The organism is Streptomyces sp. HM190 (assembly GCF_009857135.1).
Taxonomy (GTDB): Bacteria; Actinomycetota; Actinomycetes; order Streptomycetales; family Streptomycetaceae; genus Streptomyces; species Streptomyces heilongjiangensis.
The window spans coordinates 5465488-5488645 of sequence record NZ_CP047318.1 but is presented as its reverse complement, the minus strand read 5'-3'; the positions used below and the strand labels follow the sequence as shown (position 1 = coordinate 5488645).

The 23158-nt window shown below is 71.2% G+C and carries 24 protein-coding genes; 13 read left to right on the top strand and 11 right to left on the bottom strand.

Going from position 1 to position 23158, the window contains the following annotated elements; translation table 11 throughout:
- Positions 1-81: 81 nt before the first annotated feature.
- From deoC to GSY65_RS23525, 4 genes are all read left to right on the top strand, one after another.
- Positions 82-1032, top strand: coding sequence for a deoxyribose-phosphate aldolase (gene deoC / locus GSY65_RS23545; protein WP_159776310.1), 951 nt, complete (start codon positions 82-84; stop codon positions 1030-1032).
- Between the two features lie 21 nt (positions 1033-1053).
- Positions 1054-2490: an aldehyde dehydrogenase family protein gene (locus GSY65_RS23540; RefSeq protein WP_159772126.1), complete on the top strand. Its 1437-nt coding sequence runs from the start codon at positions 1054-1056 to the stop codon at positions 2488-2490.
- The gene (locus tag GSY65_RS23535) at positions 2483-3394 is read left to right on the top strand and encodes an aldehyde dehydrogenase family protein (RefSeq protein ID WP_159772122.1); all 912 of its coding nucleotides are present in this window, start codon (positions 2483-2485) and stop codon (positions 3392-3394) included. Before GSY65_RS23540 ends, GSY65_RS23535 begins: the two co-directional genes overlap by 8 nt.
- A gap of 422 nt (positions 3395-3816) precedes the next feature.
- Entirely contained in the window at positions 3817-4068 is a 252-nt protein-coding gene (locus GSY65_RS23525; protein WP_159772119.1) for a type II toxin-antitoxin system RelE family toxin, read from the top strand.
- A gap of 75 nt (positions 4069-4143) precedes the next feature.
- Here GSY65_RS23525 and GSY65_RS23520 read toward each other — a convergent pair whose 3' ends face one another.
- On the bottom strand, positions 4144-4551 hold the full coding sequence (locus tag GSY65_RS23520; RefSeq protein ID WP_159772116.1) for a hypothetical protein: 408 nt from the start codon (positions 4549-4551) through the stop codon (positions 4144-4146).
- Between the two features lie 127 nt (positions 4552-4678).
- Between GSY65_RS23520 and GSY65_RS23515 the strand changes: the two genes are divergently transcribed.
- On the top strand, positions 4679-5308 hold the full coding sequence (locus GSY65_RS23515) for a uridine kinase family protein (RefSeq protein ID WP_159772113.1): 630 nt from the start codon (positions 4679-4681) through the stop codon (positions 5306-5308).
- 278 nt (positions 5309-5586) lie between these two features.
- Here GSY65_RS23515 and GSY65_RS23510 read toward each other — a convergent pair whose 3' ends face one another.
- Positions 5587-6405, bottom strand: coding sequence for a SigE family RNA polymerase sigma factor (locus GSY65_RS23510; protein WP_159772110.1), 819 nt, complete (start codon positions 6403-6405; stop codon positions 5587-5589).
- A gap of 276 nt (positions 6406-6681) precedes the next feature.
- On the opposite strand from GSY65_RS23510, the gene afsQ1 reads away from it, so the two are divergent.
- From afsQ1 to GSY65_RS23485, 5 genes are all read left to right on the top strand, one after another.
- Positions 6682-7359, top strand: coding sequence for a two-component system response regulator AfsQ1 (afsQ1, locus tag GSY65_RS23505; RefSeq protein WP_201452638.1), 678 nt, complete (start codon positions 6682-6684; stop codon positions 7357-7359).
- The gene (locus GSY65_RS23500) at positions 7356-8957 is read left to right on the top strand and encodes a sensor histidine kinase (RefSeq protein WP_159772104.1); all 1602 of its coding nucleotides are present in this window, start codon (positions 7356-7358) and stop codon (positions 8955-8957) included. Before afsQ1 ends, GSY65_RS23500 begins: the two co-directional genes overlap by 4 nt.
- A 41-nt stretch (positions 8958-8998) precedes the next feature.
- On the top strand, positions 8999-9640 hold the full coding sequence (locus GSY65_RS23495; protein ID WP_159772101.1) for a hypothetical protein: 642 nt from the start codon (positions 8999-9001) through the stop codon (positions 9638-9640).
- Between the two features lie 74 nt (positions 9641-9714).
- A complete protein-coding gene (locus GSY65_RS23490; protein ID WP_159772098.1) occupies positions 9715-10266 on the top strand; it encodes a VanZ family protein in 552 nt (183 codons plus the stop codon).
- A 124-nt stretch (positions 10267-10390) separates the two neighbouring features.
- Positions 10391-10591, top strand: a complete 201-nt coding sequence (locus GSY65_RS23485) for a PspC domain-containing protein (RefSeq protein WP_055515954.1) — start codon at positions 10391-10393, stop codon at positions 10589-10591.
- Between the two features lie 78 nt (positions 10592-10669).
- Here the strand turns inward: GSY65_RS23485 and GSY65_RS23480 are convergent, their stop codons facing one another.
- Both GSY65_RS23480 and GSY65_RS23475 read right to left on the bottom strand, forming a co-directional pair.
- Positions 10670-11041, bottom strand: a complete 372-nt coding sequence (locus GSY65_RS23480; RefSeq protein WP_159772095.1) for an ATP-binding protein — start codon at positions 11039-11041, stop codon at positions 10670-10672.
- 138 nt (positions 11042-11179) lie between these two features.
- A complete protein-coding gene (locus GSY65_RS23475) occupies positions 11180-12340 on the bottom strand; it encodes an adenosine deaminase (protein WP_159772093.1) in 1161 nt (386 codons plus the stop codon).
- Between the two features lie 113 nt (positions 12341-12453).
- On the opposite strand from GSY65_RS23475, the gene GSY65_RS23470 reads away from it, so the two are divergent.
- Positions 12454-13224 (top strand): alpha/beta hydrolase, encoded by a 771-nt coding sequence (locus GSY65_RS23470; RefSeq protein WP_159772091.1) that lies wholly within the window; start codon positions 12454-12456, stop codon positions 13222-13224.
- 94 nt (positions 13225-13318) lie between these two features.
- Here the strand turns inward: GSY65_RS23470 and GSY65_RS23465 are convergent, their stop codons facing one another.
- A complete protein-coding gene (locus tag GSY65_RS23465) occupies positions 13319-14362 on the bottom strand; it encodes a LysR substrate-binding domain-containing protein (protein ID WP_443043246.1) in 1044 nt (347 codons plus the stop codon).
- Positions 14363-14425: 63 nt separating this feature from the next.
- Here GSY65_RS23465 and GSY65_RS23460 point away from each other — a divergent pair, with 63 nt between their 5' ends.
- Positions 14426-15727 carry an MFS transporter gene (locus GSY65_RS23460; RefSeq protein WP_159772090.1) on the top strand — a complete coding sequence of 434 codons (1302 nt, stop codon included), beginning with the start codon at positions 14426-14428 and terminating at the stop codon, positions 15725-15727.
- A gap of 145 nt (positions 15728-15872) precedes the next feature.
- Complete coding sequence (locus GSY65_RS23455) at positions 15873-16883, top strand: sigma-70 family RNA polymerase sigma factor (protein ID WP_159772088.1); 1011 nt, start codon at positions 15873-15875, stop codon at positions 16881-16883.
- Here the strand turns inward: GSY65_RS23455 and GSY65_RS23450 are convergent.
- The 6 genes from GSY65_RS23450 to GSY65_RS23425 form a co-directional block, all read right to left on the bottom strand.
- A complete protein-coding gene (locus GSY65_RS23450; RefSeq protein ID WP_159772086.1) occupies positions 16776-17165 on the bottom strand; it encodes an STAS domain-containing protein in 390 nt (129 codons plus the stop codon). The genes GSY65_RS23455 and GSY65_RS23450 overlap by 108 nt on opposite strands.
- Positions 17166-17242: 77 nt before the next feature.
- Complete coding sequence (locus GSY65_RS23445; RefSeq protein WP_159776306.1) at positions 17243-18526, bottom strand: thymidine phosphorylase; 1284 nt, start codon at positions 18524-18526, stop codon at positions 17243-17245.
- Positions 18527-18625: 99 nt separating this feature from the next.
- A complete protein-coding gene (locus GSY65_RS23440; protein WP_159772084.1) occupies positions 18626-19018 on the bottom strand; it encodes a cytidine deaminase in 393 nt (130 codons plus the stop codon).
- The gene (locus GSY65_RS23435) at positions 19015-20289 is read right to left on the bottom strand and encodes an ABC transporter permease (protein WP_159772082.1); all 1275 of its coding nucleotides are present in this window, start codon (positions 20287-20289) and stop codon (positions 19015-19017) included. Before GSY65_RS23435 ends, GSY65_RS23440 begins: the two co-directional genes overlap by 4 nt.
- Entirely contained in the window at positions 20286-21410 is a 1125-nt protein-coding gene (locus GSY65_RS23430; protein WP_159772080.1) for an ABC transporter permease, read from the bottom strand. The genes GSY65_RS23435 and GSY65_RS23430 overlap by 4 nt, the downstream gene beginning before the upstream one ends.
- The gene (locus tag GSY65_RS23425; RefSeq protein WP_159776304.1) at positions 21410-23026 is read right to left on the bottom strand and encodes an ABC transporter ATP-binding protein; all 1617 of its coding nucleotides are present in this window, start codon (positions 23024-23026) and stop codon (positions 21410-21412) included. Before GSY65_RS23425 ends, GSY65_RS23430 begins: the two co-directional genes overlap by 1 nt.
- Positions 23027-23158: the final 132 nt, after the last annotated feature.

Genomic DNA, 23158 nt, shown 5'->3' with positions numbered 1-23158 from the left:
CGCCGCCCTCCCCACCGCCTCCTCGACCGGACTCCGGGGGTGTACACCCGCTACGCGCGTAGATATGCTCGTCTGGTGACCATGTCCACTGCCGCACCCCACGCCCTAGCCGACGCCGCCGCGTCCGACAGCACACTGCGCCGCTTCCTCCACGGACTGCCCGGTGTGGACGCGGTCGGCCTGGAGGCGCGCGCCGCCTCCCTCGGCACCCGTTCCATCAAGACGACCGCCAAGGCGTACGCCATCGACCTGGCCATCTCCATGGTCGACCTGACCACGCTGGAAGGCGCGGACACCCCGGGCAAGGTCCGGGCGCTCGGCGCCAAGGCGGTCCACCCCGACCCCACCGACCGCACGACCCCCGCCACGGCCGCGGTCTGCGTGTACCCGGACATGGTCGCCACCGCCAAGGCGGCCGTCGCGGGTTCCAGCGTCAAGGTCGCCTCCGTCGCCACCGCCTTCCCCGCGGGCCGCGCCCCCCTGTCGGTCAAGCTGGCCGACGTCCGGGAGGCCGTCGCCGCCGGAGCGGACGAGATCGACATGGTCATCGACCGCGGTGCCTTCCTCTCGGGCCACTACCTGAAGGTGTACGAGGAGATCGTCGCCGTGAAGGAGGCCTGCGGGGCCGCGCGGCTGAAGGTCATCTTCGAGACCGGCGAGCTGTCGACGTACGACAACATCCGTCGCGCCAGCTGGCTCGGCATGCTCGCGGGCGCGGACTTCATCAAGACCTCGACCGGAAAGGTCGCGGTCAACGCCACCCCCGCCAACACCCTCCTGATGCTGGAGGCCGTCCGCGACTTCCGCGCCCAGACCGGCGTCCAGGTCGGTGTGAAGCCGGCCGGCGGCATCCGCACGTCCAAGGACGCGATCAAGTTCCTGGTCCTGGTCAACGAGACGGCGGGCGAGGACTGGCTGGACAACCACTGGTTCCGCTTCGGTGCCTCCTCGCTCCTCAACGACCTGCTCATGCAGCGCCAGAAGCTGGCCACCGGCCGCTACTCCGGCCCCGACTACGTGACGGTGGACTGAGACCCCATGACCATGGAAAACGTGTCATCCGCATTCGAGTACGCCCCGGCCCCCGAGTCCCGCGCGATCGTCGACATCGCGCCCTCGTACGGCCTGTTCGTCGACGGCGAGTTCACCGAGGCCGCCGACGGCAAGGTCTTCAAGACCGTCAGCCCCTCCTCCGAGGAGGTCCTCTCCGAGGTCGCCCAGGCCGGCGAGGCCGACGTGGACCGTGCCGTGCAGGCGGCCCGCAGGGCGTTCGAGAAGTGGTCGGCGCTGCCGGGCGCGGAGCGCGCGAAGTACCTCTTCCGCATCGCCCGCATCATCCAGGAGCGCAGCCGTGAGCTGGCGGTCCTGGAGACGCTGGACAACGGCAAGCCGATCAGGGAGACCCGCGACGCCGACCTGCCCCTGGTCGCCGCGCACTTCTTCTACTACGCGGGCTGGGCCGACAAGCTCGACCACGCCGGCTTCGGCGCGAACCCCCGGCCGCTGGGCGTCGCGGGCCAGGTCATCCCGTGGAACTTCCCGCTGCTGATGCTGGCGTGGAAGATCGCCCCGGCCCTCGCCACCGGCAACACGGTCGTCCTCAAGCCGGCCGAGACCACCCCGCTGACGGCCCTCTTCTTCGCGGACATCTGCCGTCAGGCGGGCCTGCCCAAGGGCGTCGTCAACATCCTCCCCGGGTACGGCGACACGGGCGCCGCCCTGGTCGCGCACCCCGACGTGAACAAGGTGGCCTTCACCGGCTCCACGGCGGTCGGCAAGCAGATCGCGAGGACGGTCGCGGGCACCCGCAAGAAGCTCACCCTCGAACTGGGCGGCAAGGGCGCGAACATCGTCTTCGACGACGCCCCGATCGACCAGGCCGTCGAGGGCATCGTGAACGGCATCTTCTTCAACCAGGGCCAGGTCTGCTGCGCGGGCTCCCGTCTCCTGGTCCAGGAGTCGATCCAGGACGAACTGCTCGACTCCCTCAAGCGCCGCCTGTCCACCCTCCGCCTCGGCGACCCGCTCGACAAGAACACGGACATCGGGGCGATCAACTCCGAGGAGCAGCTGTCCCGGATCACCTCGCTCGTCGAGCAGGGCGAGTCGGAGGGCGCCGAACGCTGGTCCCCGGCGTGCGAACTGCCCTCGGCGGGCTACTGGTTCGCGCCGACGCTGTTCACGAACGTCACCCAGGCGCACACCATCGCCCGCGACGAGATCTTCGGCCCGGTGCTGTCGGTGCTCACGTTCCGCACCCCGGACGAGGCGGTCGCCAAGGCCAACAACACCCAGTACGGCCTGTCGGCGGGCATCTGGACCGAGAAGGGCTCCCGGATCCTGGCCGTCGCGAACAAGCTGCGCGCGGGCGTCGTCTGGTCCAACACGTTCAACAAGTTCGACCCGACCTCGCCGTTCGGCGGTTACAAGGAGTCGGGCTTCGGCCGCGAGGGCGGCCGCCACGGCCTGGAGGCGTACCTCGATGTCTGACAAGACCGGCAAGACCGAGCAGAACCGTCTGAGCGTCTTCAAGACCTACAAGCTGTACGTCGGCGGGAAGTTCCCGCGTTCCGAGAGCGGCCGGGTGTACGAGGTGACGGACTCGCAGGGCAACTGGCTGGCCAACGCGCCGCTCTCCTCCCGCAAGGACGCCCGTGACGCGGTGGTCGCGGCCCGCAAGGCGTTCGGCGGCTGGTCGGGCGCCACGGCGTACAACCGGGGCCAGGTCCTGTACCGGGTCGCGGAGATGCTGGAGGGCCGCAGGGGCCAGTTCGTCCACGAGGTCGCCGACGCCGAGGGCCTGTCGAAGTCGAAGGCCGCCGCCCAGGTGGACGCGGCGATCGACCGCTGGGTCTGGTACGCGGGCTGGACCGACAAGATCGCCCAGGTGGTCGGCGGCGGGAACCCGGTGGCGGGCCCGTACTTCAACCTCTCCTCCCCCGAGCCGACCGGTGTGGTCGCCGTCCTCGCCCCGCAGGAGTCGTCCTTCCTGGGCCTGGTCTCGGTGATCGCCCCGGTGATCGCCACGGGCAACACGGCCGTGGTGGTCGCCTCCGAGAGGTCCCCGCTCCCGGCGCTGTCGCTGGGCGAGGTCCTGGCCACGTCCGACGTGCCCGGCGGTGTCGTGAACGTCCTGTCCGGCCGTACGGCGGAGATCGCGGCGCCGCTCGCCGCCCACCAGGACGTCAACGCGATCGACCTGGCCGGCGCGGACGAGATCCTGGCGAAGGAGCTGGAGATCGCCGCGGCCGACAACCTCAAGCGCGTCCTGCGTCCACAGCCTGTGGACGACTGGTCGGCGACGCCGGGCATCGACCGCATGACGGCGTTCCTGGAGACGAAGACGGTGTGGCACCCGACGGGGTCGCTGGGCGCGTCGGGTTCGGCGTACTGATACGACAGGGGCGTCGGGGCCGTGTCGACATGCGGCCCCGCCACGCGGGCGCAACCAGCCGCAACAAACCCGCGGTCGGCCTCGGCCTCCAGCCCCCGACGCCCCTCCCTCGTCTCACCGCCCCAGCGCGGTCCGCGTCGCCCCCATGGCGCGTGACTCTCGGTCGGCAGTCGACCTTGACCGTCCCTCTGACGAACGCCTCGTCCGTGGCCTTCCCTGACCACACGTACGCTTCCCCAGGTCTGAGGGCCGCCGGCTTCTCGGGGTTGAGGCCCGACAGCGCCGCGTTGACCTTCTGGAGATGCTTCAGCGTTCGAAGACGCCCCAGCGGTGGCGGACTACCAGCGGCGCAAGGCGGAGGGAACCCTCGGACCCGGCATTCCGATGGCCGAGGTTCGTCGACGGCTGGGGCTCGAACAGAGGTGACGTACGAGATCGCCTTCGAACCGCATGCCCTCGACTCGACGGCCCGGTTCCTGAAGGAAGATCCGAGCGGCCTCTCGCTGGACCTCGACACCATCGACAAACTGGCCGATGGCCCTCGCCCAGCGGCGTCGCCCCCGTACGGGTCACCCGACATCCGCCGGCTCCGCGTCGGCGACCACCGAGTCCTGCACGTCATCGACAACGAGGTGATCCGTATCACGATCACCCACCCGGGTCGTACCACGTGACCCCAACGAGTCGACCCCCTTCAGATGAAGGGGGTCGACCCGCTTCTCCTCCAGGCGCACCGAGCACCCGACGGGTCAGCGCAGACCGCCCACCAGCTGCCCCACCACCGGGATGCTCCCGATCGACGGCGCCTGTGCCACCGGGCCGGTCAGGGCCGTCGACCTGACGGCCTGGAAGTCGGCGAGCTGGGTGCCCACGCCGTTGTCGAGCGGGTCGACTCCGGTGCCGGCGAGGGGGTTGGGCTTGAGACCGGCGACCGGGCCGGTGACGTACCCGACGGTGCCGGTCAGCGCCGTCAGGCCCGCCTGGGGGTCCACCGAGCCGAGCGAGGTGGGGCGGGTGCGCAGCACGTCGACGGCGGGGTCGGCGCCGTCCGCCGCGGCGGCCGTACCGGCGCCCGCGCCGAGCGCGACGCCCGCGGTCGTGACGGCGAGCAACGCGCGCCGGGCGAGGGGGGACTGGGGGGCCGAGTGTCGAGCCATCAGCGTGGTCACTTCCTACTGCGGAAAGTAAGCATGGAAGCACCCACGGTAGTTGAGATGTGATGTGCGCTCCAAGGACGACCCGCAGACTCGGCGGGAGCCGCGCGATGCCTCACACTGGACTCTCGTGAGTTCGCATCCTCCGATACCGACCCGGGTCGTCCTGCTGTCCGGCCCCTCCGGCTCAGGCAAATCCCTCCTCGCCGCCCGCTCCGGCCTGCCCGTGCTGCGGCTCGACGACTTCTACAAGGAGGGCGACGACCCGACGCTGCCGCTGGTGGAGGGCAGCACGGACATCGACTGGGACCATCCGCTGTCCTGGGACGCGGACGCCGCCGTCGCGGCGATCGAGGAGCTGTGCCGCACGAGCCGTACGACCGTGCCGGCGTACGACATCTCGCTCAGCGCACGCACCGGCTGGGAGTCCCTGAGCATCGAGCGGACCCCGCTGTTCATCGCCGAGGGCATCTTCGCCGCGGAGATCGTGGGACGCTGCCGCGAACTCGGCGTCCTCGCGGACGCGCTGTGCTTGACCCGGGGCCCGGCGACGACGTTCCGCCGCCGCTTCCTGCGTGATCTGCGGGAGGGCCGCAAGTCGGTGCCCTTCCTGCTGCGGCGTGGCTGGCGGCTGATGCGTCTGGAGCGTTCGATCGTGGCCCGGCAGACGGAGTTGGGCGCGCACGCCTGCGACAAGGACGAGGCGCTCGGACGGCTGGCGTCGGCCGCGGCGGGCCGCCGCGCGCAGACCCCGGCCTAGGCCGGCCCGGACACGAGAGCCGGGCCGGAGAGCCGGACACCGGAGCCGGGCCGGAGAGGCGGGCACCGGAGCCGGGCACAACAAAGCGGGACTGGACGGACCCCCCGGCCCTCCAGCCCCGCTTTCCCCCGTTGTCCCCCGTCGTGACCCCGTGTCCCCCGTGGTCCCGTTGGTTCCCCCGGTTCCCCCCGGTTGTCGCGGCGGCGCTCCCCCGCGCCACCGCGATCTCCCCCGGATCCCCCGTGCTTCCCCCCGCTTTCCCCGCTCCCCCCAGACCTTCAGGCGACAAGCTCCCCGAAGGACTCCTCCTCGTCACGGCCGAAGCTGAGGACCTCGTCCTCCCGCAGGCGGCGCAGGGACCGCCAGATGCTGGACTTCACCGTGCCGACACTGATGTCGAGGATCTCCGCGATCTCCGGGTCGGTGCGGCCCTCGTAGTAACGGAGGACCAGCATCGTCCGCTGGAGTTCGGGGAGGCGGGCGAGCGCCTGCCACAGGACGGCGCGCAGTTCGGTGCCGCGCATCGCGTCCGTGTCACCGGCGGTCTCCGGCAGCTCCTCGGTCGGGTACTCGTTCAGCTTGCGGCGGCGCCACGCGCTGATGTGCAGGTTGGTCATGGTGCGGCGGAGGTAGCCCCCGACCGCGGCCTTGTCGCTGATCCGGTCCCACGCCCGGTACGTCGAGAAGAGGGCGCTCTGGAGGAGGTCCTCGGCCTCGAAGCGGTCACCGGTCAGGTGGTAGGCGGTTGCGTACAGGGAGGCACGACGCTCCTGGACGTAGGCGGTGAACTCCGCCTCCGACACAGAACGGCGCTCCCCCGTGCCGTCCCCGTACGCGGCCCCCGTTCCCCCGTGGGCCACCCCCGTGGTGCTTCCCCCCACATGTGCGTCAACCACCGATATGTAGGGCTGAAGCCCGTGCTGCGCATACGGGGTGTGCTGACGCCCGGTACCGCGAGCGCACCCCCGCCCTCCCCCACGCTCGAATCCGCTCGCGCGGGAGGGACCCCCTTCGGCACCGGACTTCTCCGTGTTCCGGATGACGTCGTGGAGACGCGTGACAACTGCGCTAGTGCTGGTGCTGTGCAGCGTGTTCATCTCGCGCCCCCCGTCGTGGAGTTCCGGTCTCTCGCCCCGCTCCGGCGCTCGGCCGCCGCGGTGCTTCCTGCTCGTGCCGAAAAGACTGCCGGGCCACTTTCATGGCCGTGTCCGCCGACTGTCACAGACCTGTCACAGGGGTCGGTCCTGGGGGAGACACAGCGCGATCACAGAGAAGAGCGGTACGGCTACGCGAACGGCACGATCGTGTGCGGGTGTCGCGCGGGAGCGCTTCAACGGTCGATTCGTGGCCATGCCATGGGCCAGAATGAGCCCGTGCCTTCCCTGTTGCTGATCGAGGACGACGACGCCATCCGCACGGCCCTGGAGCTCTCACTGACGCGCCAGGGGCACCGTGTCGCCACCGCCGCCACCGGCGAGGATGGTCTCAAGCTGCTGCGCGAACAGCGGCCGGATCTGATCGTTTTGGACGTGATGCTGCCCGGCATCGACGGATTCGAGGTGTGCCGTCGTATCCGGCGCACCGACCAGCTGCCGATCATCCTGCTGACCGCCCGCAGCGACGACATCGACGTCGTGGTGGGTCTGGAGTCCGGTGCGGACGACTACGTGGTCAAGCCCGTGCAGGGGCGGGTGCTGGACGCCCGGATCCGCGCGGTGCTGCGGCGCGGTGAGCGCGAGGCCAACGACGCGGCGACCTTCGGCAACCTCGTCATCGACCGCGCGGCCATGACCGTGACGAAGAACGGCGAGGACCTCCAGCTGACGCCGACCGAGCTGCGGCTGCTGCTGGAGCTGAGCCGGCGCCCCGGACAGGCCCTGTCCCGGCAGCAGTTGCTGCGCCTGGTGTGGGAGCACGACTACCTGGGCGACTCCCGGCTGGTCGACGCGTGCGTCCAGCGGCTGCGTGCGAAGGTCGAGGACGTGCCGTCGTCGCCGACCCTGATCCGTACGGTCCGCGGTGTGGGCTACCGGCTGGACGTTCCTCAGTGACAACAGCTCAAGGGGGGGTCCGCGGCTGGTCCGCGACGCGTACCAAGGTCCAGTCCCGGATTCGTTTCACCAGCCTGCGGCTGCGACTGGTGGTGGTGTTCGGGCTGGTGGCGCTCACGGCCGCCGTGTCGGCGTCCGGTATCGCGTACTGGCTCAACCGGGAGGCCGTGCAGAGCCGTGCGCAGGACGCGGCGCTCAACGACTTCGAGCGTGAGCTGCAGAGCCATGTGAGCACGCTCCACCCGAACCCGTCCCAGGACCAGCTGCGGATCACCGCGCGCAAGATGGCCGACGGCGGTGACCGCTTCGGCGTGCTGCTCATCGACGAGGACGCCGACGGCAGGACCGTGTCCGGTTCCTCGACCGACAACGCGCTGAACGGGTTCTCCCTCAAGGACGTGCCCGCGTCCCTGCGGAAGGCCGTCAACAAGCGGCAGAAGATCACCTCCGGGAACCAGCACCCGTACCACGTGTACTGGCAGCGCGTCATCGACGGCGACACCCCCTATCTGGTGGGCGGGGCGAAGATGATCGGCGGCGGCCCGACCGCCTACATGCGCAAGTCGATGGAGAAGGAGGCCGAGGACCTCAACTCGCTGGCCTGGTCGCTGGGGATCGCGACGGGTCTGTCGCTGATCGGCTCGGCACTGCTCGCGCAGGCCGCCGCGACGACCGTGCTGAAGCCGGTGCAGCGCCTCGGGGTGGCCGCCCGGCGGCTCGGCGAGGGCAAGCTCGACACCCGGCTGCGCGTCTCCGGCACGGACGAACTGGCCGACCTCTCGCGGACCTTCAACCTCGCGGCGGAGTCCCTGGAGAAGAAGGTCGACGACATGAGCGCCCGCGAGGAGGCGTCCCGCCGCTTCGTCGCCGACATGTCGCACGAACTCCGTACACCGCTGACGGCGATCACCGCCGTCACGGAGGTGCTGGAGGAGGAGCTGGACGCGGAGACCGGCAGCGTCGACCCGATGATCGAACCCGCCGTACGGCTCGTGGTGAGCGAGACCAGGCGGCTGAACGACCTGGTCGAGAACCTGATGGAGGTGACCCGCTTCGACGCGGGCACGGCCCGGCTGGTCCTCGACGACGTGGACATCGCCGACCAGATCACCGCCTGCATCGACGCCCGTGCCTGGCTGGACGCGGTGGAGCTGGACGCCGAGCGCGGCATCATGGCCAACCTCGACCCGCGCCGCCTGGACGTGATCCTCGCCAACCTCATCGGCAACGCCCTCAAGCACGGGGGTTCGCCGGTGCGGGTCTCGGTGCGCGAAGGCGACAAGAACGACGCCGACCTGCTGATCGAGGTGCGGGACCACGGGCCCGGCATCCCCGAGGACGTCCTGCCGCACGTGTTCGACCGCTTCTACAAGGCGAGCGCCTCCCGTCCGCGCTCCGAGGGCAGCGGCCTCGGCCTGTCCATCGCCCTGGAGAACGCCCACATCCACGGCGGCGCGATCACCGCCGCCAACTCCCCCGAGGGAGGCGCGGTCTTCACCCTCCGCCTGCCCAGGGACGCCGCCCCGCTGATCGCCCGGGAAGGCGACGGGGAGCAGGGCGAGGGCGGCACGGAGGACACCGAGGGGGACGGGCAGTGACGATACGAGAGGTGCCGGCGGCACACACACGGGTACGGCGCGTGCGGACACGTGATAAGGCCGGGCGGGCCGCGTGGCGGGGCGTACGGGTCCTGGCCGCGGGCGGGGTGCTGACCGGGCTGCTGGCGGGCTGCGGGATCCGGGCCACCCAGGTGCCGACGGACTTCGGGCCCGCCCCGTCGATGGTGCCGTGCGAGTCGTCGGCGACGGACATCGCGACGCAGGCCGGCCCGTCCGGCATGCCCGTCGAGGTGTTCCTGCTCTGCTCGGGGGCGCTCGTCCGCGTCGACCGTTCGGTGCGGATCGCCGACGGCACGGACGAGGCGAGGCGGCGCGTGGTCGTCGCCCAGGGGCTCCTGAAGGCCCTGGGCGAGACACCGTCGGGCGTGGAGGACGAGGCCGGCTACCGCACGGCCGTGCCGTCCGGGATCACCGTGACCGGTCCCAGCCCGGGTGATCCCGACGACACCCTGCGGCTGTCCACCGCCCCCGACTCGCTGCCCAAGTACGCCCTCGCGCAGATCGTGTGCACCTTCGCGGACACGGCGGCCACCGGCGACAACGGCTCGGTCGTCCTCGGCAGCACCAGCGCCGACGCGCTGCGCCGGTACGAGTGCACCGCGGACGTCCAGTCGGATCCGGGGGCGGGGATACCGCCCTCGACGGAGGTCCCGGGTTCCTGAGGCCCGCCACCGCCCCGCAGGAACCGGAGAAATCGAGCGGAACCGATCGCGCCGGAGGGCGCGTCTTGGGGGGCGTGCAGCGTCAAGGTACGAGCGGCGGTAGTGCCGCGGTCCGTGTTCGTGCGGCGGGGGGTGTCCTCCTCGCCGTACATCTCGCGGTCGTTGCCTGGATCACGCTGCGTCCGCTGGACGTCACCTGGGTGAGTCCGACCAACCTGCGGCCCTTCGCGGGGATCAGAGCGGATCTGGCGCTGGGCTGGCCGGAGGCGGCCCTGCGTATCGGCGAGGGGCTCGCGCTGCTGGCACCGCTCGGGGTGCTGCTGCCCCTGGCGCACGGCCGGCTGTCGGTGTCGCCGGTCGCCTCGCTGGCCCGGTCGGTCGCGACCGGGGCGCTGCTGTCGCTGGCCGTGGAGCTGCTGCAGACCGGGGTGCCGGGCCAGGTCGTGGACATCGACTCGATCCTGCTGAACGCGGTCGGTGTGGGCCTCGCCCATGCCGCCGTCGTCCCGGCGGCCAGGGCCGCGCTCCGCCGCAGGGCGGACAGCCTGATGCGGACGGACCGTCGCCGTGAGGAGCATTCTCAGGGTCGGACCCCGACGATTCCCAGGGTCGGAATGGCTCCGTAGAGTGACGCTTCGTCCGCTTCGTCACCGTAGCGTCGATGGTGTGGAAAAGAGAGCGGCGGCCATCAGGAGGCCCCGCCCCACCGCCGGCCCACGGCCGGCGTCCTACGCCGACGAAGGAGCCCTCATGAGCCGCCTTGCCCGCCCCGCGGAAGGCCGGATGATCGGCGGAGTGTGCGCAGCGCTGGCACGGCGCTTCGGCACCTCCGCGACCACGATGCGTGTGCTCTTCCTCGCGTCGTGCCTGCTTCCGGGCCCGCAGTTCCTGCTCTACATAGCCCTGTGGATCCTGTTCCCGTCCGAGGGGAAGGCCCGCACGGCATGGTGACGCACCTGCGCTGACCACGCCGACGGGGCGCACCCCTGAGAGGATGCGCCCCGTCGGCGTACGAGTGGAGCGGTCCGCTCACGCACCACCGAGGGGCAGGCCGTTCACGCCGAGGCCCTTGGTGGGCAGGGTCTTGCCGACGGGGAGGCCGCCCAGCAGGCCGGCGACGGGGGCGGTCGGCCCCTCGGCGAGGACGTTGGCGACGGCGGGCTGCGCCGACTCCAGACCGGCGCCGAGCGCACGCTGACCCTGGGTGACGGCTCCGGCGGCACCCGGCAGTGCCTTCGACACGTTCTCGACGGGCAGCGACTGGGTGACGGTACCCACGGCCTGGGAGGCGTCGGGAGCGGCCGGCATGCTCGGTGCGGCGTTCGCGGCGCCCGCGCCCGCAGCGGCGATGGCGGCACCGAGGGCGGCGACGCCGAGGGTCTTGGCAGCAGACTGCTTCATGTTGAATGCGTCCTTGGAATGCGTTCGACGGGTGGTGAGCGGTGCCGAAACGTAAACACCAAAGTCCCGCCGGTGGCAAACATCGGCCGTCGGCCGCGTCGCCCCCGCACGACCACTCCCGTAACCGGCCGTGTGACGCTATTCGTCGACAGAACCGCTGGTGGAGGCCGTTTGCCGGAACAGCCATTCGGATTTCAACTCGGCATATCCGGGCTTGATCACGTCATTGATCATGGCCAGTCGTTCATCGAAAGGAATGAATGCTGACTTCATAGCATTGACCGAGAACCACTGCATGTCGTCGAGCGTGTAACCGAAAGCCTCGACCAGGTACTCGAATTCACGGCTCATGCTGGTGTGGGACATCAGCCGGTTGTCGGTGTTGACCGTGGCGCGGAAGTGCAGCCGCCGCAGCAGCCCGATGGGGTGCTCGGCATAGGAACGGGCTGCGCCCGTCTGGAGGTTGGAACTGGGGCACAGCTCCAGCGGGATGCGCTTGTCCCGGACGTAGGAGGCGAGCCGGCCGAGCTTCACCGAGCCGTCCTCGTGGACCTGGATGTCGTCGATGATCCGGACGCCGTGGCCGAGCCGGTCGGCGCCGCACCACTGCAGCGCCTGCCAGATGGAGGGCAGCCCGAAGGCCTCCCCGGCGTGGATGGTGAAGTGGTTGTTCTCGCGCTTGAGGTACTCGAAGGCGTCGAGGTGCCGGGTGGGCGGGTAGCCGGCCTCCGCGCCGGCGATGTCGAAGCCGACGACGCCCAGGTCGCGGTAGCGGTTGGCGAGTTCGGCGATCTCCAGGGCGCGGGCGGCGTGCCGCATGGCGGTGAGCAGGGCGCCGACGCGGATGCGGCGCCCGGCCTCCCTGGCACGGCGCTCGCCCAGGCGGAAGCCCTCGTTGACGGCCTCGACGACCTCTTCGAGGCTCAGGCCGCCGTCGAGGTGCTGTTCGGGGGCGTAGCGGACCTCGGCGTAGACCACTCCGTCCTCGGCGAGGTCCTGCGCGCACTCGGCGGCGACCCGGACGAGCGCGTCGCGGGTCTGCATGACGCCGACGGTGTGGGAGAAGGTCTCCAAGTACCGCTCCAGGGAACCGGAGTCGGCGGCCTCGCGGAACCAGACGCCGAGCCGGTCGGGGTCGGTCTGCGGCAGCCGGGGGGTGTATCCCGAGGCGTCGGCGAGTTCGACGACGGTGCCGGGGCGGAGCCCGCCGTCGAGGTGGTCGTGCAGCAGAACCTTGGGCGCCCGGCGGATCTGGTCCGAGTCCGGGGTGGCTCCGGTCCGGTCAGTCTGGTTCGTCATTTTCGCACCTTATCGCCTACGCGCGTAGATCACCTGTCGGCAGGGGGTGTCGATACCCAATGGTGACCCGCAGGACGGGTGGCGTACACCATCTCTTCTGACACTGTTCTGTCATGGCGCAGCAAGCAATGCCGGTACGGACGCCCCGACTTGGGCGGACGTTCGGCCCGGAGCCCAGCACGGTCGGCGCGGTGGTCCTGCTCCTCCCGGCCGGCGACGAGGCTTCCACCCGCAGACCCTCCCCCATGATGGCCACCGCCTCCGTTCGCGCCCTGGGGCGCCGGCTGGTCCGCGCGGGGCGCGACGAGGGCCTGGCGGCCCATGTCGTGCACTACCGCCACCGCGGCTGGAACGGCACGGAGGCCCGGCTCGCACGGGACGCCGAATGGGCCGCGGACGAGGTGGTCCGGCGGTACGGGGACGTACCGGTGTGCCTGGTGGGGCTGCACATGGGGGCGCGCGCGGCGCTGCACGCAGGAGGCCACGACGCCGTCAACTCGGTGCTGGCGATCGCCCCCTGGCTGCCCGAGGAGGACGCGGCGGCGACGCCCGAACCGGTGAAACAGCTCGCGGGGCGGCGGGTTCTGATCGTGCACGGCACGAACGACGAACGGGTCGACCCCGAACTGTCCTTCCGGTACGCCGCGCGCGCGAAGAAGACGAACCCCGACATCTGCCGGTTCGAGGTGCACGCGGACCGGCACGGGCTGACGCAGTACCGCGACGAGGTGCACGCGCTCGCCTCGGACTTCGTGCTGGGCACGCTGTTCGGCCGGGCGTTCGCGCGCCCCGTGGAGGACGCGCTCGCCGCGCCGCCGCCGCTGGGCCTGCGCATGCCGCTCGCCTCCGGCTTCGGCGCGGCCCGCTCGCGGTGGGGCGGCTGAGGGGCGCACCGCGCACGCGGTGAGCGGGGGTGTCCGCGCGTACCCTCCCGCGACTCCGCGCCGTCCCCACAGACGCAGCCCCCCGCAGACGCGATCAGTCGTGCAGGAGGCGGCCCTTGCGTGACAGGAGGAACTTCTTGAAGGCGGCCACCGGGGGTGTGTCGGGGTGGCCGGCCAGCCAGGCCACCCCGATCTCGCGGGCGGCCCGGGGCGCGGTGACCGTCAACTCCACGACGCCCGGCCTCGGGACCGCCGGCGGGGGCAGCAGGGCGACCCCCAGGCCCGCGGCGACGAGGCCGCGCAGTGTCTCGGCCTCCTCGCCCTCGAACGCGATACGGGGTTTGAAGCCCGCCTGTTTGCAGAGGTCGTCGGTGATGCGGCGCATGCCGTAGCCGGGCTCCAGGGTGACGAAGGTTTCGTCGGCTGCCTCGGCGAGGCGGACGCGTTTGCGGGCGGCGAGGCGGTGGTCGGCGGGGACGACGAGGCGGAGCTTCTGCTCGTCGAGGCGGCGGGCGACGAGGTCGGGGGCGTCCGGGACGGGCGAGGTGAGGCAGAGGTCGAGTTCGCCCGCGCGCAGACGTTCGATCATGGCCTCGCCGTAGTTCTGGACGAGGCTGAAGCGGACGCGGGGGTGCTCGGCACGGAAGGCATGGAGCAGGCCGGGGACCGTCTCGGCGCCCATCGTGTGCAGGAAGCCGAAGGCGACCTTGCCGGTGGCCGGGTCGGCGTCCGCGCGGACCTCGTCGGCGGCCCGTTCGATCTCGGCGAGTGCGCGTTCGACGGAGGCGTGGAAGGTACGGCCGGCATGGGTGAGGGAGACCGTGCGGCCGCGGCGGGCGAACAGGTCGACACCCAGGTCCTGTTCGAGCCGGACCATGGCCCGCGACAGGGTCGACTGCGGGACCTGCATCTCCTGTGCGGCGCGTGTGACGTGCTCGGTGCGGGCGACCCCGGCGAAGTAGGCGAGGCGGGGGGCGAGCCGCAGGACGATGTCCTCGATGTCCTCCGGGCCCTCGTTCTCGACGGCGCCTGCGATGCCGCTCCCCGTGCCTGCGGCGCGATCGGTGGACCGGCCGTGGACTTGTTCTGTGTCACTGGACTGTGACAGCTGCCGCGCTGACCTCTGCTCATGCATCACGGGAACGATTATGGGGGTTCCGTGCATTGGACGGATGAATGATGCCGTCCGTAGTTTCGAGGCATGCCTTCCGCCAGTACCGGGGCGTCCACCACCGTGGGCGCCGTCCCCGCCCTCCCCCGCACGCCGTCCGCCCCCACCGCCTGTGAGGCCGCCGCCGATTCCCGTGTGGCGCCGGGAGGTCCCGGCTACCGCCGGATGAGCCTCGCGCTGTTCCTCGCGGGAGTCGCCACCTTCGCCCTCCTGTACTCCACGCAGGCCCTGCTGCCGCTGATCTCGACCGGCTTCGGGGGCACGGCGAGCGCGGCGAGCTGGACGGTCTCGGCGGCGACCGGTGCGCTGGCGCTGTTCGTACTGCCGATGAGCGCGCTGTCGGAGCGGTTCGGGCGGCGCGCGGTGATGACCGGGTCGCTGGCGGTCGCGGTCACGGTCGGGCTGCTGATCCCGTTCGCTCCCTCGCTGGGCGCGCTGGTGGTGCTGCGGGCGGTGCAGGGCGCCGCGCTGGCCGGCGTGCCGGCCTCGGCGACCGCCTATCTCGCCGAGGAGGTCCGCCCCAAGGCCCTCGTCACCGCGATCGGCCTGTTCGTCGCCGGCAACAGCGTCGGCGGCATGAGCGGGCGGATCGTGACCGGCTGGGTCGCGCAGGAGTGGGGCTGGCGGGTGGCGCTCGGTGTGCTCGGCCTGATCGCGGTCGGGTGCGCGGTGGCCTTCCGGCTGCTGCTGCCCGCGCCGAGGCACTTCGTGGCGGGCTCGCTGCGGCCGGCGGTGCTGGCCCGCACCGTCCGCTCACACCTCGGGGACCCGCTGCTGCGGCGGCTGTACGCCATCGGCGCGCTCTTCATGACCGTCTTCGGCGCCGTCTACACGGTCATCGGCTACCGGCTGACCGACGCCCCGTTCTCGCTGCCGCAGGGAGTCATCGGGTCGGTCTTCCTGGTGTACCTGGTCGGCACGGTCTCCGCGTCCACCGCCGGCAGGCTGGTGGGGCGGCTGGGGCGACGGGGAGCGCTGTACCTGGCGGGCGGTACCACGACCGCGGGTCTGCTGGTCTCGCTGTCCGGTTCGCTGCCGCTGGTGCTGATCGGGCTGGTGCTGATCACCGCCGGGTTCTTCGCCGGGCACGCGGTGGCGTCGTCGGCGGTCAGCCACACGGCGAACGAGGGGCGGGCGCAGGCGTCCGCGCTGTACCAGTCGGCCTACTACGTGGGGTCCAGCGCGGGCAGCACGCTCGGCGCGATCGCGTTCCACGCGGGCGGCTGGCCGGGGACCGTCTCCATGGGTCTGCTGGCCGTGCTGGGGGTCGTGGCGATCACCGTGGTGGGGTCGCGTGCGGCGCGTGTGCAGCGGAGGCTCGCCACCGTCTGACATCCCTCCGCCCCGTTCCGCCACAGCCCGCTGACCTGGCCCTTCTTCCGCTCCGGGGGCCATTGTCAGTGGGCTGCGGTAGCTTCCGAAGAGGTGGCGCGCACAGGTGCGCGTGACGGGAATGAGCCACAGGGGTGGGTTGGCCATGAGCGACGGTACGGCGACGGTGACGGCGGATCTGGACGTCCGGCTGGAGAAGCACCGGGTCGAGCTGACCGGGTACTGCTACCGGATGCTCGGCTCGTCCTTCGAGGCGGAGGACGCCGTGCAGGACACCATGATCCGGGCCTGGCGGAGCTACGAGAAGTTCGAGGGCCGCTCCTCCCTGCGGTCGTGGCTGTACCGCATCGCGACGAACGTCTGCCTGGACATGCTCACCGCGGGGAACAAGAGGGCCCGTCCCATGGATCTCACCGAGTCGACGCCCCTCGCCCGTGCCGCCCTCGCCCCCCGCCCCGACAACACCTGGCTGGAGCCAGTCCCGGACGCCCGGGTGCTGCCGACGACCACCGACCCGGCGGAGGCGGCCGTGGCCAAGGAGTCCGTGCGCCTCGCCTTCGTCGCCGCCCTGCAGAAGCTGCCCGCCAAGCAGCGGGCCGTGCTCATCCTGCGCGAGGTCCTGGCCTGGAAGGCGAGCGAGGTCGCCGAGCTGCTGGACACCACGGTCGCCTCGGTGAACAGCGCGCTCCAGCGGGCCCGCGCCACCCTCGGCGAAGGTGACGGCCGCCTCGCCGAGGGCGATGTCTCCGACCCGCTCGACGAGGAGCAGCAGAAGCTGCTGGAGCGCTATGTCGCCGCCTTCGAGGGGTACGACATGACGGCGCTGACGGCCCTGCTGCACGAGGACGCGGTGATGACGATGCCGCCGTTCGACCTGTGGCTGACGGGCACGAGCGACATCACCGGGTTCATGACGACGCTGGGTGCGCCCTGCGCGGGCTCGCATCTGGTGCCGGTCGCGGTGAACGGCCTGCCGGGCTTCGCTCAGTACAAGCCGGACCCGGAGAAGGGCGGCTTCAGCGCCTGGGCCGTGCAGGTGCTGGAGATATCAGAGAACCGGATCGCCGGGTTCCACTGCTTCCTGGACACGGCACGCTGGTTCCCCCTCTTCGACCTGCCCCTCCACATCGAGGGCAAGCCCGACCAGGCGCAGTAGCGCGCACAGCGCCGGGTCGGGGTCCCGCAGCCGTATGCGGCCCCCGGCCCGTTTCGCCGTGAGCTGCAACCGGGCCAGCAGGTCGACGGCCCCCAGCCCGGGCGGCCCGATCCCGGCGACGTCGCACACCACCACCCCGCCCGCCCCGTCCGCCCCCAGCCGCGCGCGCACCTCGGCACAGAGCCGAGGCACCGCGTCCCGGGTGACGGGGCCCGGCAGCACGAGTACGGCGGGTGTCGTCGCGTCCACGACCGGTAGACCGGACCGACCCCTGGAACTCATCGCGGACACGACGGCAGCTGCGCCGGCCCCGCCGCCGGGGGCCGGTTCGCCCGCCCGGCCGCCGGCAGGCCCCGCGGTCAGGCGATGCGGTCCAGCACGATCGGGTTCGGGGTGAACGGCGTGCCCGCGGCGGCGATGTCGTACGAGCCCTCGACGGCCTCCAGCGCGTAGGAGAAGCGCTCGGGGGTGTCCGTGTGGAGGGTGAGGAGGGGCTGGCCCTCGGTGACGGTGTCGCCGGGCTTGGCGTGCATCTCGACGCCCGCGGCGGCCTGCACCGGGTCCTCCTTGCGGGCGCGGCCGGCGCCGAGACGCCAGGCGGCGATGCCGATGTCGTAGGCGTCGAGACGGGTCAGGACGCCCGAGGAGGGGGCCTTCACGACGTGCTGCTCGCGGGAGGTGGGCAGGTCCGCGTCGGGGTCGCCGCCCTGGGCCGCGATCATGCGGCGCCAGGCGTCCATGGCGGAGCCGTCGGCCAGCGCCCTCGCCGGGTCGGCGTCCTTCACCCCGGCCGCGTCGAGCATCTCGCGGGCCAGCGCGATCGTCAGCTCGACGACGTCCGCCGGGCCGCCGCCCGCGAGGACCTCGACCGACTCGCGGACCTCCAGCGCGTTGCCGGCGGTCAGGCCCAGCGGGGTGGACATGTCCGTCAGCAGCGCCACGGTCCTCACTCCGTGGTCCGTGCCCAGGCCGACCATCGTGGAGGCCAGCTCGCGGGCGTCCTCGATGGTCTTCATGAAGGCGCCGCTGCCGACCTTCACGTCGAGGACCAGGGAGCCGGTGCCCTCCGCGATCTTCTTCGACATGATCGAGGAGGCGATCAGCGGGATGGCCTCGACGGTGCCGGTGACGTCGCGCAGCGCATACAGCTTCTTGTCGGCGGGGGCCAGGCCGTCGCCCGCCGCGCAGATCACCGCGCCCACGCTGTCCAGCACGGACAGCATCTCCTCGTTGGACAGGAGCGCGCGCCAGCCCGGGATGGACTCCAGCTTGTCCAGGGTGCCGCCGGTGTGGCCGAGACCCCGGCCGGAGAGCTGGGGGACGGCCGCGCCGCAGGCCGCGACCAGGGGCGCCAGCGGGAGGGTGATCTTGTCGCCGACGCCCCCGGTGGAGTGCTTGTCGGCGGTCGGCAGGGACAGCGACGAGAAGTCCATGCGCTCGCCGGAGGCGATCATGGCGGCGGTCCAGCGGGAGATCTCGCGGCGGTTCATGCCGTTGAGCAGGATCGCCATGTTCAGGGCGGCCATCTGGTAGTCGGCGACCTCCCCGCGGGTGTACGCGTCGACGACCCAGTCGATCTGCTCGTCGCTGAGTTCACCGCGGTCCCGCTTGGTGCGGATCACGGAGATGGCGTCCATCGACAGCACAGTCATGGCTTTCCTTTCGAAGGTTCCGAAAGCGACCCGGTGCGGATCGGAAAGGGAGCGGCCCCTCCGACCGGTCGTCAGGAGGGGCCGCGGGAGTTACTTGGTGAGATGGTCCGGGCCGAAGGCCTGGGGCAGCATCTCGGAGAGGGGGAGGATCCCGCCGGGGGTCTCCAGCAGCAGGTCGGGCCCGCCGAACTCGTACAGCAGTTGCCGGCAGCGGCCGCACGGGACGAGGATCTCGCCCTTGCCGTCCACGCAGGTGAAGTGCGTGAGGCGGCCGCCGCCGCTGTTCTGCAGCTCCGAGACGAGACCGCACTCCGCGCACAGGCCGAGCCCGTAGGAGGCGTTCTCGACGTTGCAGCCCGAGACGATCCGGCCGTCGTCGACGAGGGCCGCCACGCCGACCGGGTAGCCGGAGTACGGGGCGTACGCCCGGGACATGGCGTCCCGGGCCACCGTACGCAGCTTCTCCCAGTCGACGGCGGTCACTTGCCCTGTCCCTTCCGGTACGGCAGGCCGTCCGCCTTCGGCATCCGCAGCCGCTGCGCGGAGAGCGCGAGGACGATCAGGGTGATGACGTACGGGGTGGCGGCGACGACCTGGTTCGGGACCTCGTTGGTGGTGGCGTACCAGGAGTACACCAGGACACCGATGACCGCGGTGATCAGGGCCTGGACGTACTTCTTGCGGACCGCGAGCCAGATCGCGCCGATGAGCAGCAGCAGCGCGCCGAGCAGCAGCAGGGCGTGGACGTTCTCCGAGCCGCCGCGCAGGTTGAGGCTGTCGGTGTAGCCGAACAGGCCGGCGCCGAGGGCGAGGCCGCCCGGCATCCAGTTGCCGAAGATCATCGCGGCGAGGCCGATGAAGCCGCGCCCGCTGGTCTGGCCCTCCAGGTAGAAGGGGTTGGCGACGATGGAGAGGAAGGCTCCACCGAGGCCGGCCAGACCGCCGGAGATGATCACGGCGATGTACTTGTACTTGTAGACGTTGACGCCGAGGGACTCGGCGGCGATCGGGTTCTCACCGCAGGAGCGCAGCCGCAGACCGAAGGCGCTGCGCCACAGGATCCACCAGGTGGCGGGGATCAGCGCGACGGCGACGAGGGTCAGCCACGAGACGTTGGTGACCAGACCGCCGAGCAGGCCGGCGAGGTCGGAGACGAAGAACCAGCCCTTGGAGTTGAGTTCCGTCAGCGCGTCGGACAGTCCGGGGACGGTGAAGTCGCCGATGGACTCGACCGGCGGGGACTGCTTGGCGGAACCGCCCTGGTGGCCCTCGAAGGCCAGCGGGGCGAGGTAGCGGGTGGCGCCGAGGGCGAGGATGTTGATGGCCACACCGGAGACGATGTGGTTGACGTTGAAGGTGACGGTGACGAAGGCGTGCAGCAGACCGCCGATCGCGCCGCCGGCGATGCCGACCAGGACGCCGGTCCACGGGCCGTACTGGAAGCCGGCCCAGGCGCCGAACCAGGTGCCGAGGATCATCATGCCCTCGAGGCCGATGTTGACCACGCCCGAGCGCTCGGCCCACAGACCGCCGAGACCGGCCAGGCCGATCGGGACGGCCAGTTCCAGGGCCGTGGACATCTGGCTGACGTTGGTGATGCCGTCCGCGCCGGTGATGATGCGGACCAGCGAGGTGAGTGCCAGGACGCCGGAGATGACCAGCAGCAGCACGGGCAGCGACATCCTCCGCCCGGTCCGGGCGGTGGGCTCCAGCGAGGGCTGGTTGAGGTCGGTCGCGGTGGTGCTCGTGGTCATCGGCCAGCCACCTCCTTCTTGACGTTGTTGTCCGCGCCGAGGACGTGCCCGGCGGCGAGTTCGGCGCCGACGCGGCGCTGCTGGCGACGCAGGCCCCACTCACGGACGGTCTCGTAGGAGACGACGACCGAGAGCACGATCAGGCCCTGCATGATGACCGCGATCTCCTTGTCGTAGCCGTGGAAGTCCAGCTCCGGTGACGCCTTGTCGAGCCAGGCCCACAGCAGGGACGCGAAGGCGATGCCGACGGGGCTGTTGCGGCCCAGCAGGGCGATGCCGATGCCGAGGAAGCCGATGCCGGTGGGGAAGTTCAGGCTGTACGTGTGGGTGTCGCCGAGCAGGATCGGCAGACCCGCGAGGCCGGCGACGCCGCCGGAGATCAGCATGGCGGTGAGGATCATCCGCTTGGGGTCGACACCGCTGGCCGCGGCGGCCGTCTCCGAGGCGCCGGAGGCGCGCAGGTCGAAACCGAAGCGGGTGCGGTTGAGGACGACCCAGTAGCCGACGCCGAGCGCGACGGCGAGGAGGACCAGGCCGTAGATCTCGCCGGCGGCGCCCATGTCGATGCCGGGCACCCAGCCGGACTCGGCCATCTCGCCGGTGGTGTTGTTGTTGCCGACCTTGACGCCGAAGACGGTCGGCAGCCAGAGGTAGCCGATGATGGAGGTCGCGATCGCGTTGAGCATGATCGACGCGACGACCTCGCTGACCCCGCGGGTGACCTTGAGGACACCGACGATGCCGGCCCAGAAGGCACCGGTGAGGATCGCCGTGAGCATCAGCAGCGGGACCTGGAGGAACGCGGGCAGGTCGACGTGGGCGCCGACGATCGCGGCCATCATGGCGCCGAGCAGGTACTGGCCGTCGACACCGATGTTGAACAGGTTCATGCGGAAGCCGACGGCCACCGCGAGGGCCGCGATGTAGTACAGCGACGCCTGGTTGATGATCCGGACCTGGATGTCCGAGAACGACGCCTGCTCGAACATGATCGTGAACGGCTCGACCGGGTTCTTGCCGGACGCGAGCAGCACGATCGCGGTCAGCACGAAGGCGACGGCGAGCGCGAGGACCGGCCCCGCCACCGCGAGGAGCACCCGCTCCTTGTCGAACTTCTTCATCAGCGGGCCTCGCCTTCCGGAGACGCGGGGCCCTTGCCCGGTGTCTCGGGGGTCTCTTCGTGTTCGAGGTGGCCGGTGGCGGCACCGGTCATGGCGGAGCCGAGCTCCTCGGGGGTGATGGTGGCCGGGTCGGCGTCCGCGACCAGCCTGCCGTTGTAGATCACCCGGAGGGTGTCGGACAGGCCGATCAGCTCGTCGAGGTCGGCGGAGATCAGCAGCACGGCCAGACCCTCGCGGCGGGCCTCCCGGATCTGGTCCCAGATCTGGGCCTGCGCGCCGACGTCCACACCGCGGGTGGGGTGGGCGGCGATCAGGAAGCGCGGCTTGTGGCTCATCTCGCGGCCGACGATCAGCTTCTGCTGGTTGCCGCCGGACAGGGAGGCGGCGGTGACGTCGATGCCGGGGGTGCGGACGTCGTACTCGGCGACGATGCGGCGCGTGTCCTCCTGTGCGGCCTTCGGGTCGAGCCAGACGCCCTTGGCGTTGGGCCGCTCGGTCACATGACCGAGGATACGGTTCTCCCAGAGAGGGGCCTCCAGGAGCAGACCGTGCCGGTGGCGGTCCTCGGGGATGTAACCGACGCCCTGCTCACGGCGCTTGCGGGTGGGCCACGTCGTGATCTCGTCGTCGGCCAGCCGGATGATGCCGGAGTCGGCGGGCTTCAGGCCGATCAGCGCGTCGATCAGCTCGGTCTGGCCGTTGCCCTCGACGCCGGCGAGGCCGAGGACCTCGCCCGCGTGGATGGTGAAGCTGATGTCGTCCAGGAGGGCCTTGCCGCCGGGCGCCGTGAGACGCAGCTTGTCGACGCTCAGGACGGCGCGGTCGGTGACCGTGGACTCGGCGGTCTCCGGGGTGGGCAGCTCGCTGCCCACCATCAGTTCGGCGAGCTGGCGCGGGGTGGTCTCGGCGGGGACGGCCGTGCCGACGGTCGTGCCGCGCCGGATGACGGTGATCTCGTCGGCGACCGACAGCACCTCGCCCAGCTTGTGCGAGATGAAGATGACCGACAGGCCCTGCGCCTTGAGCTCGCGCAGGTTGGCGAAGAGCGCGTCGACCTCCTGCGGCACCAGCACGGCGGTGGGCTCGTCGAGGATCAGGGTGCGGGCGCCGCGGTAGAGGACCTTGAGGATCTCCACGCGCTGGCGCTCGGCGACGCCGAGTTCCTCCACGAGGACGTCGGGGCGGACCCCGAAGCCGTACCGGTCGGAGATCTCCTTGATCGTGCGGCGGGCCTTGGCGCCGATGCCGTGGAGCTTCTCGCTGCCGAGGACCACGTTCTCCAGAACGGTGAGGTTGTCGGCCAGCATGAAGTGCTGGTGCACCATGCCGATGCCGCGCGCGATGGCGTCGGCGGGGGACGAGAAACTCACCTGGTCGCCGTCGACCGTGATGGTGCCCTCGTCCGGCTTCTGCATGCCGTAGAGGATCTTCATCAGGGTCGACTTGCCGGCGCCGTTCTCACCGACGAGGGCGTGGACGGTGCCCTTGCGGACGGTGAGGTGGATGTCGTGGTTGGCCACCACGCCGGGGAATCGCTTGGTGATACCGGCGAGTTCGACGGCGGTCGCCTGACCGTTGACCGCCGCGTCGGCCGGAGGGCTGCTGGACGCGTTGATGGCGCACTCTCCTGGGGAAAGGGGGTCGTCTACGCGCGTAGCGCCCCTACGGCATCGAAAGGGGCGACGCCCGAGACAACGGGGTACAGGGAGGAAGACTCCCCGTACCCCGTTGAGCGGACGTAACCCCGC

Bases quoted from the DNA above. Each gene is read 5' to 3' on its own strand.
- deoC (WP_159776310.1), top strand. From the start codon at position 82: ATGTCCACTGCCGCACCCCACGCCCTAGCCGACGCCGCCGCGTCCGAC.
- GSY65_RS23535 (WP_159772122.1), top strand. From the start codon at position 2,483: ATGTCTGACAAGACCGGCAAGACCGAGCAGAACCGTCTGAGCGTCTTC.
- GSY65_RS23520 (WP_159772116.1), bottom strand. From the start codon at position 4,551: ATGGCTCGACACTCGGCCCCCCAGTCCCCCCTCGCCCGGCGCGCGTTG.
- GSY65_RS23510 (WP_159772110.1), bottom strand. From the start codon at position 6,405: ATGAACACGCTGCACAGCACCAGCACTAGCGCAGTTGTCACGCGTCTC.
- GSY65_RS23485 (WP_055515954.1), top strand. From the start codon at position 10,391: ATGAGCCGCCTTGCCCGCCCCGCGGAAGGCCGGATGATCGGCGGAGTG.
- GSY65_RS23480 (WP_159772095.1), bottom strand. From the start codon at position 11,041: ATGAAGCAGTCTGCTGCCAAGACCCTCGGCGTCGCCGCCCTCGGTGCC.
- GSY65_RS23475 (WP_159772093.1), bottom strand. From the start codon at position 12,340: ATGACGAACCAGACTGACCGGACCGGAGCCACCCCGGACTCGGACCAG.
- GSY65_RS23470 (WP_159772091.1), top strand. From the start codon at position 12,454: ATGGCGCAGCAAGCAATGCCGGTACGGACGCCCCGACTTGGGCGGACG.
- GSY65_RS23460 (WP_159772090.1), top strand. From the start codon at position 14,426: ATGCCTTCCGCCAGTACCGGGGCGTCCACCACCGTGGGCGCCGTCCCC.
- GSY65_RS23455 (WP_159772088.1), top strand. From the start codon at position 15,873: ATGAGCGACGGTACGGCGACGGTGACGGCGGATCTGGACGTCCGGCTG.
- GSY65_RS23450 (WP_159772086.1), bottom strand. From the start codon at position 17,165: ATGAGTTCCAGGGGTCGGTCCGGTCTACCGGTCGTGGACGCGACGACA.
- GSY65_RS23435 (WP_159772082.1), bottom strand. From the start codon at position 20,289: ATGACCACGAGCACCACCGCGACCGACCTCAACCAGCCCTCGCTGGAG.
- GSY65_RS23430 (WP_159772080.1), bottom strand. From the start codon at position 21,410: ATGAAGAAGTTCGACAAGGAGCGGGTGCTCCTCGCGGTGGCGGGGCCG.